7 protein-coding genes are annotated in these 7801 nt (G+C 71.1%); 1 reads left to right on the forward strand and 6 read right to left on the reverse strand.

Going from position 1 to position 7801, the window contains the following annotated elements; all coding sequences use genetic code 11:
- Positions 1-41: 41 nt before the first annotated feature.
- The 6 genes from ABD208_RS04645 to ABD208_RS04670 all read right to left on the reverse strand — a co-directional run bounded on the left by ABD208_RS04645 (position 42) and on the right by ABD208_RS04670 (position 6011).
- The gene (locus tag ABD208_RS04645; protein WP_344099956.1) at positions 42-1826 is read right to left on the reverse strand and encodes a type IV secretory system conjugative DNA transfer family protein; all 1785 of its coding nucleotides are present in this window, start codon (positions 1824-1826) and stop codon (positions 42-44) included.
- Positions 1823-2491 (reverse strand): hypothetical protein, encoded by a 669-nt coding sequence (locus ABD208_RS04650; RefSeq protein WP_344099958.1) that lies wholly within the window; start codon positions 2489-2491, stop codon positions 1823-1825. The genes ABD208_RS04645 and ABD208_RS04650 overlap by 4 nt, the downstream gene beginning before the upstream one ends.
- Before the next feature lie 23 nt (positions 2492-2514).
- Complete coding sequence (locus tag ABD208_RS04655; protein ID WP_344099960.1) at positions 2515-3660, reverse strand: ArdC-like ssDNA-binding domain-containing protein; 1146 nt, start codon at positions 3658-3660, stop codon at positions 2515-2517.
- Between the two features lie 98 nt (positions 3661-3758).
- Positions 3759-4511 (reverse strand): DNA-methyltransferase, encoded by a 753-nt coding sequence (locus ABD208_RS04660; protein WP_344099962.1) that lies wholly within the window; start codon positions 4509-4511, stop codon positions 3759-3761.
- A gap of 19 nt (positions 4512-4530) precedes the next feature.
- On the reverse strand, positions 4531-5439 hold the full coding sequence (locus ABD208_RS04665) for a hypothetical protein (protein ID WP_344099964.1): 909 nt from the start codon (positions 5437-5439) through the stop codon (positions 4531-4533).
- A gap of 80 nt (positions 5440-5519) precedes the next feature.
- Positions 5520-6011 (reverse strand): hypothetical protein, encoded by a 492-nt coding sequence (locus tag ABD208_RS04670; protein ID WP_344099966.1) that lies wholly within the window; start codon positions 6009-6011, stop codon positions 5520-5522.
- A 214-nt stretch (positions 6012-6225) separates the two neighbouring features.
- Here ABD208_RS04670 and ABD208_RS04675 point away from each other — a divergent pair.
- The coding region (locus ABD208_RS04675) for a tetratricopeptide repeat protein (RefSeq protein WP_344099968.1) at positions 6226-7801 on the forward strand (1576 nt) is incomplete at its 3' end.

Raw genomic sequence — 7801 nt, forward strand, 5'->3', positions numbered from 1 at the left:
AGCCCGGGCGCGCTGGGCCCTGTCCCACGGGGACTGAGCCGTCACGGCTCCTGTCCGGTGTCCTGTTGGCCGCGTCCGGTCTCGAACGCGGCCCGTCCGGCGGCGAGTTCGGCGGCGTCGTCACGTTTGGGCCAGGGCCGCAGGCGGGCGGTGATCGGTGGCGCTGATCGCAGGAGCAGCAGGCCAGTTCCGAACGGGAGGGTCCGAACGGTCTCGGGTGGCATCACCGGGACCTTGCGCAGGGACCGCTGCACCGAGCGCGTCCCGTCGGGTCCCATGGTGACAGAGTCCGTGACCTCGTCCTTCTCACCAAGCAGTGCGGACAGGTCACGCAGGTCGGATGCCGATGATGCGCCGCCGAGGATGATCTTGACGATCGACGAGTCCCAGATCGCCGCAGCGGCCTCGGGGCCCCACTGATCGCGGGCCTGGGCGAGTGATTGGAAGACGGGGATGGTGGTGATGCCGGTGCCGCCGCCGTCGGCCATGAGGAACCGCAACGAGGGCAGGGGCGTGATGTTCCCGATCTCGTCCAGCGCCAGCAGCAGCGGCGGGTCCAAGCGCTGGCCGGGCGACCGGGCCGCGAGCCGCCGGGCGGTCTCGGTCAGGTCTTCGATCAATGCCGCGACCAGGGCCGAGGACGCCGAGGCGCCCGACCCGGTGGCCAGCAGGTAGAGCGTGCCTCGTTCGCGCAGGAACGCTCCGGGGTCGAAGATCTCGTCCGGGCCCGGGCTGACGGCGTCGAGCACGTCAGGGTCGGCGAGGCATGCGAGTGCTTGTCCGACGCCCATCCAGAGGCTGTCGCGGGTGCGCGGGTCGCTGTTGATCATGCCGTCCAGTCCGTCGCCCCACCCGTGTGCGGCTTCGGGGTGGGCGCGCAGGATGGCAACCGCATCCTGCGCTGCGGCGGGCGACAGTGACCACAGGTACAGGTCCCTGGGCGAGCGTCCCGCCAGGGCCGCGGCGTGGAGCATGGCCTGCAGTGCGCCGCGGGTGGTGTTCTCCCAGAAGCCCCCGTTCTCCACGCCCTTGCCGCCCAGGCCGGTTTCTTTCGCGAGGCCGGCGGCGCGGACCATCGCGCGCCGCGGGGTCTCGCACCCGCGGATCGGTGACCAGCGCAGCCCAGCGCCGGCGTCGGCGGCCAAGCCCTGCGGGTCGAACACGGCGACGGGTCCGATCTTCTGGCGTGCTGCGATGGTCACCGCGAGGGTGTCGGGGCGCGTGCTGGTGGTGACCACGGCGCCGGGCGCGTCGAGGACCATGTTGATGACCAGGTGCAGGCCCTTGCCCGACCGGGGCGGACCCAGGACGAGCATCGAGTCCTCGACCGACGCCCACAACTCGCGGCCGTGCCCGTGCCCCAGCAGGTACCCGACGTCCGACGGTGCCGCCTTCTCGAGCGACGGCCGGAGTGTTGCGGACCGTTTGACCAGCGCCCGGCGGGATGCGGCGCGGGCCAGGTCCGACGACGACGCGAGGCCAGCGCGGCTGCTCGCGTGCGCGGACGGCGTGCGCAGACCAGCGGTGAACCGCCACACGAACCACACCGCCGCGCCGACGGCGGTGAGCAGGATCGCAACCGTGATCCAGTACAAGACCGAGTTGAGCCCATCGGCACCGAGCGCCGCACCAGGATGCGCCGGGTCGGTAAGGACCTTCAGCCCGGCGGCGGGTTCGCTCTCGGGCGGGGCGTGGCCGGTGAGGAACGCGGTCACGTTGCCCGCGACCCGCAGGACCACCCCGACGACGATCAGTGCGGCCAAGGCCAGCAAGCCGAGATTCGTGAGCTCGTCGCTGCCTGCACGCGTCGTGGGTTGGGCCGTCATCGCAGCCCGCCTTGAAAGTCCGGGCCTCCGGCGGGGCGCCGGAATCCGGGATGAGGGCTGTTGGTTCCACCGCCCGGCGCGGTCGCCGGGCCCAGCGACGCGGGGGCGTTGAGCGTAGTGCTGAGAACGTGCAGGCCAGCCGGGGCGTGCGCGGCTTGGTCAACGGTGATCTGGCGGGATTCCTCGCCGATCACGAGCAGGTCGCCGACCATGGCCCGCAGCGCCGCAGGCAGCGTGAACCCGGCCGCACCGTCGGCGTCGGCGCGCACGCGGGCCACGACGACCGCGACGGCGATCTGTTCGCCCGGCGTGTACCCGCCCGCCTCGAACCAGCCCGGCCGGGCACGATCTGCACGGCCCGGACGGCGCGACAGCGCGTTCCCCACCGGCTCCACCGGCGCAGCGGACGTCGCGTTGGGCTCGGGTCGCGGTGTCAGAGAGGCGAGATGGTCGCGGGTGACGATGTCGGTGAAGTCGCGGCCGCCGTCGTGCAGGACGACCCGCAAGGAGCGGTCGTCGTGCTCGGTCAGGAGCTGGTCGAGGATCCATGGCACATCGCGGCGTCCCAGACGGATGCCCGCCTCTGTCTCACTCACCGTCAGTGGCGGCACCCACACGGCGCCGGCCACCGTCACGGCTACGACGCCATCGGGATCGACGTCCATGACCACGTCGAGGGGTCCGGCGCTCATCGGCCCGGCCCCTCGATCGGAACCGCCGCGCCAGCGGACTCCGGAATAACCGGTAGCCGCGCCGCGCCGCGTCCGGTCGCGGCCGGGCGGCGGTTGCTCGGCGCGGCACCGTCGATCGCGGCGGGGGCGCGTGTCTGGTCCGGGCTGCCATTGCGGGCGGCGCGGTCCAGGCCGGGCGGGTCGCCGTCGGGCACCATGGTCGTATCGAGGCCGTCGAGGATCGTCAGCGCGATGGTGCGGACCCGGGTAGCGGTCTGCTGGACCGCAGCGACCGGGTCGACGCCCTTGACCCGGGACGCCCAGGTGGAGACGTACGGGACGGTGTAGTCCGCCGAGTCGACGCCGTGGGCCGCCAGCACGAACGCGGCGACGGACTCCGCTTCGATCTCGACGATGCCCCGGTGCGCGGGAACGTCCGGGTCCCCGGGGGTGTGCGCGACCAGGTGCCCTGTTTCGTGGGCGAGGGTCTTGACCCGGGCGAGCGGGTCCATGTCCGCGCGGACCAGGATCTGGTCCGGCCCCCACATCGTGACGCCGTTCGCGCCGCCGATCTGCGCGGCGGTGGAGACGTCGTCGAGCGTGAAGCCCCGCTGCCGGATCAGTGCCGCCAGGCCGTCCCACAGGCCGGGCGGCGCTTCGCCCCGCAGCAGCTTCGGGGCCGGTGGCTCCGGCAGCGGCTCGGAGCCCTCGGTGAACTCCGCGGGAAACACGTGCGCGGGGCGGACCCCGACCAGCCGGGTCGCGACGGTCTCGCCCGCCTCGGCTCTTTCGCCCTTGCCGAGCCTGCGCGCCGATCCGTCGTCGGTGACGGCGAACCTTGCGGTGGTCGGGGCCAGGATCTGGAACGCGCGCGAGCCGCGGATCACCTGCCGGCCGAGTGACTGCCACTGCCGGTACCCGGCCACATACCGCGGGTACGGGGCGGGCAGCAGCCCCTTCTCGTAGGCCGCCTGGCTCTGCACGGCCAGCAGCAGGCAGTTCCCGAAGCTGTAGCGGCGGAATCGCGCGGCGAACGTCATCGCCCGCTGCCAGTCCTGACCGGAGACCAGCGCCTGCACCGCGTCGGTGAGGGCCTCGTGCAGGGCGTCGAGTTTCGGGTCTCGCTCGGCGTTCGCCTGTCGGGTTGCGGGGTTGGTGCTCATCGTGGCCTCCTGTTCGGGTCAGGAGGCAGGTGCAGGCCCGTTGCCATCGCGGCCCGGCTTCAGGGCGCTGGCGCGGCTTGCCGGGCGGCGGAGGGGGGTCAGATGCCGAGGTCGAGGCAGCCCTGCGCCAGACGGAGCGCGGTCATCTCGCACTGCTGCTCGCGCGCCTCGACCAGGACGGCGCGTCGTCCGATGTGCCGCGCTGCGACCGCCGTGGAACCGGATCCCGCGAACGGGTCCAGGACCACACCCTCCGGCGGGGTGGCGTAGGCGATAAGGAGTTCCAGGAGCCCCGTCGGCTTCTCGGTGGGGTGGATCGGCTGGCGCCGGTGCAGGTTCGCCGCGTCGATGACCGATGGGGCCTGCCGGGTTCCGTCGTCGGACCACGACGACGCACCCTGTGTGTTCTGCGTGGCCGGTCCCGCGGTCCGGTGGATCGCCCGTTGCTTGCGAGGACCGAGGCCCGGCACGCGCGGGGTGGCGTGGTAGGTGTCGGTCCAGGGGCCGCGGTACCAGTGCGTCGCGGTTTCGTGGACGCGGCGGAACCGGGCCGGGGCGATCCCGGTCCCGTTCGGTTTTCGCCACACGACGTCCTGGGAGAAGCGCCACCCGGCCGCGTCGAACTCGGCTGCGCGTTCGAGCAGCACCCGCACCGGCGCAAAGCACCACATCGACGTCGCATGCGCGGCGACCAGTGCGGGCCAGCCCTCAGGCCACACGTCCCAGGCCAGCGGAGTCACCCCATACGGTGGGTCGGTCACCACGGCGTCGAACCGTCCCAGGGCCGGCACGACGTCATGTGCATCGCCGCAGTAGAGGGTGACGGTCTCGTCCTGGTCGTACGGGTCCACGGTGGTGCCTGCGGTCGGGTCAGAGTCCGGGGCCAGGAGCGGGGCGCGGTGATGAGGACGGGCCGGGCAGGCCCGGGGTGGGACGCGGCGGCCGGCCGGCTCCCTGTCGCGGCGCAGGCGTGCTGGTGGTGCCGTCGTGGCGGACCGGTGTGGTCAGGCCCGCCAGGACCCTGTTGGCAACCAGCCGGGCGCCGTCGCCGACCATGAGCACCAGGCTGACCTGGGTGCCCTCGACCGGCTCGACGGGCACTCGTACCGGCGCGGAGGCCGCGTGCTTCGGGTCGAGTCCTGCTGCGGCCATCACGATGTGGGCTGCCGATTCCGCGATGGCGGTCACCGTGTTGTAGACGCTGTCCTTGGTCGTCTGATCGAACACCTGGCCCAGCGCCGCCCGTGTGGCGGCGTGCGCCAGATCCCCGGCCCGCTCGGCCAGCGGGACCGCGTCGGGGATGCGGACCGTCTTGTCGACATGATCGATGAACGTCACCGGCAGATCCGCGGGAGCCATGGCGACGTCGTAGCCGTGACCGCGCAGCTGCGCGGTCAGGTCCTCGCACACCCGCCGCTCCAGCTCGGCCCGCCCGACGAGCTCGGCGGGTTCAACCGGCTGGAACATGTCGTCGTCAGCGAGGTCGACCGGGGCGACCTCGCCGAGCGAGTACAGGCGCGGGCGGTGGGCGAGCATCTCGTAGCCGAGGACACCGTCCAAGACCCGCCAGCCGGCCTGCCGCCACTGCCGTTCGGTGCCCAGCAGGCGAGGGAACGGCTCGTTCGCCGGGCGCAAGTCGGCGTCGATGTGCTGCTCGTGCTGCTGGGCGACGATCATCACGTCGGTGAATTCGTGCCCGCGCAGCCAGGCGAGACGTCCGAGCATCTCGCCCCACAGGTCGTTCGGGTCGAAGACGGCTTCCGGTTCGATCCTGTCCATGGTTCTCCTACCTCCAAGAGTCGATGTGGCCTGGGGAGCTCAGATGCCCGCGGGGCGGTGCCGGTCGGCGGTGGGTGCGTTCACACCGAAGGGCGCGGCGCGTGCGGCGGCCTGCAGGCGGTGCCCGGTGCGGGCCAGCCGGCGGCCCGCCGAACCCGCGCCCCGTCGCTGACGGCGGCTCCGGACAGGTGGTCGCGAAGGGCGGCGAGTTCGTCGTCGTTCATGTACGCGGACTCGGGCACCCGGGCGGGGAACATGGCGAGGGTTTCCGGGTGGGTGCCGGGGTGGCTGATCGCCGACCGGTAGCCGTCGGCGGCCGCGGACAGGAACGAGACCAGGGAACGCAGCGCACCGGCCGCGTCGACAGGGTCCCCGACTCCCGACTCGAGGTCCGTTCCCTGGAACGTCTTGTCGGCCAGTCCGTCCCAGTCGGTGATCTCGTAGAAGTAACGGTGCCGCATCCCGCCGGAGCCGCACTGGTCGGCGTCGTACCGGACGGTCAGGCGCAGCGAGCCGGCGATACCGGTCGCCCGGCGAGAATCGTTCGGGGCGTGTTCATCGGTGATGTCCATGTCGCGAAGGTGCGCCGGTCGGTCCGCGCTTAACACCGTCAGTTCGGGCGCGCTCGATCAGGCAGGTGAGCGTCGAAGGTGCAGTGGACTCCCAGCGCCCTGAGCAGCTTTAATGTCCCGGGTGGATGCGCAGGCAGTTGAGGCACGAGCAACGCGTCGAAGGGAATTTTGGGCCGGCAGCGTGGCAGGTCTCAGTGTCGCGATTCTGACGCTCTTGTCACTGTTCAACGGTCCCGCGTGGGTTCCTTGGGCCCGGGCTGCCGCATTCGCTGTCGGAGTCGTCACCGCAGCCATGGGGGCGTTCTGGCACCTGCAAGCGAACAAAGCAGCGGCACTCGCCGCTGCTCAGGAAGCGCAGGAGCGCGCCGAGGCCGAAGCACGCGCCGAGGAAGCACGCCGTACTGCCAGGGCTTCGTGGGTCCGTATCCCCGTAGCACCCATCGGTGATCTGTCCCCTGACGCGCCGTTGCGCCTCGGCGTGGACGCGGCAGCCCAGGACTTCCTGGACGGAGGTCGAGTACCCGCGTACGTGCCGCGGGACAAGGACGCCGCGGTCCGAACTGCGGTCCAGGCCGCGATGGCTGATGACTCCGCGCCTTGGCTCGTCCTGCTGCACGGGCACTCCAAGACCGGAAAGTCCCGAACCCTGTACGAAGCGCTACGCGCCACCCACGACACCCGGTCGGCGCTCCTGGTCGCCCCGACCAGCCCCATCAGCCTGCACCACATCCTTGACGACGACGAACCCGTCGACCAGGGCAAGCCCGCTGTCCTGTGGCTCGACGACATCGAGGAATTCCTGTTCGAGCACCCACTCGCCATGACCGACCTGCACCGATGGCGCCAGGCAAGCAACGGCCGTCTCGTGGTAGGCACCCTCGGAGGCAAGGGCCGGGCGAAGTCCCAGCACAAGGCAAAACAAGAGACCGTCGACCTGCTGTCCACAATTCGCAGCAACCCGGCGACCATCGAGATCCCCTTGGATCGGACCACTGATCGCGAACTGGAAGCCCTCGACCTTCCCGCGAAGCTACGCGAGGCGATCGGCCCCTATGGCCTGGCCGCATACCTCGTCGCAGGCCCGCTACTCATGAACAAGATGCGAGACCAGCGCACACGACACTACGACCAGAAGAACCCCGGCGGCGTCGCCCTCGTGGAGGCCGCCGCGGACTGGGCCCGCTGCGGACGCATCGACCCGATCTCCCGCGACTCCCTGCGTGCGCTGTGGCCCGCGTACCGGCGTGAGCCCGACCGGATCTTCGACGACGCCGACTTCGACCGCGCCGTCGAATGGGCCTGCGCCCCCGTCGACGGCGAAACGAAACTCGTCATCAAAGACATCGACACTGACGGTTTCCGTGCCTTCGACTACACAGTGCATCTCATCGACACGATCCTGCGCCCCGACACCGAACCAACGCCCGCCGCCTGGGACCTTGCACTCGCAACCACCGCAGTCGATGCGAAGCTGGCAGTCGGCGATGCAGCCTTCGATCGCTTCGACTTCAACCGAGCCATCACCGTATACGACCACGTCGTCGAGCAATGTGGAAACAGTCCCGACCCAACCATCCGCACCGCGGTTGCCCAGGCGCTCGTCGGCAAGGGCGCCGCCCTGGGACTGCTGGGCCGGCTGGACGAGGCGATCGCGGTCTGCGACGACGTCGTCGACCGGTTCGCCGACGACCCGACCCCCGACATCCGCACCCGAGTGGCCAAGGCGCTCGTCAACAAGGGCATCACCCTGGGAGAGCAGGACCGCCATGACGAGGCGATCGCGCTCTACG

This window comes from Myceligenerans crystallogenes, from assembly GCF_039529775.1.
In the GTDB taxonomy this organism is placed as follows: Bacteria; Actinomycetota; Actinomycetes; order Actinomycetales; family Cellulomonadaceae; genus Myceligenerans; species Myceligenerans crystallogenes.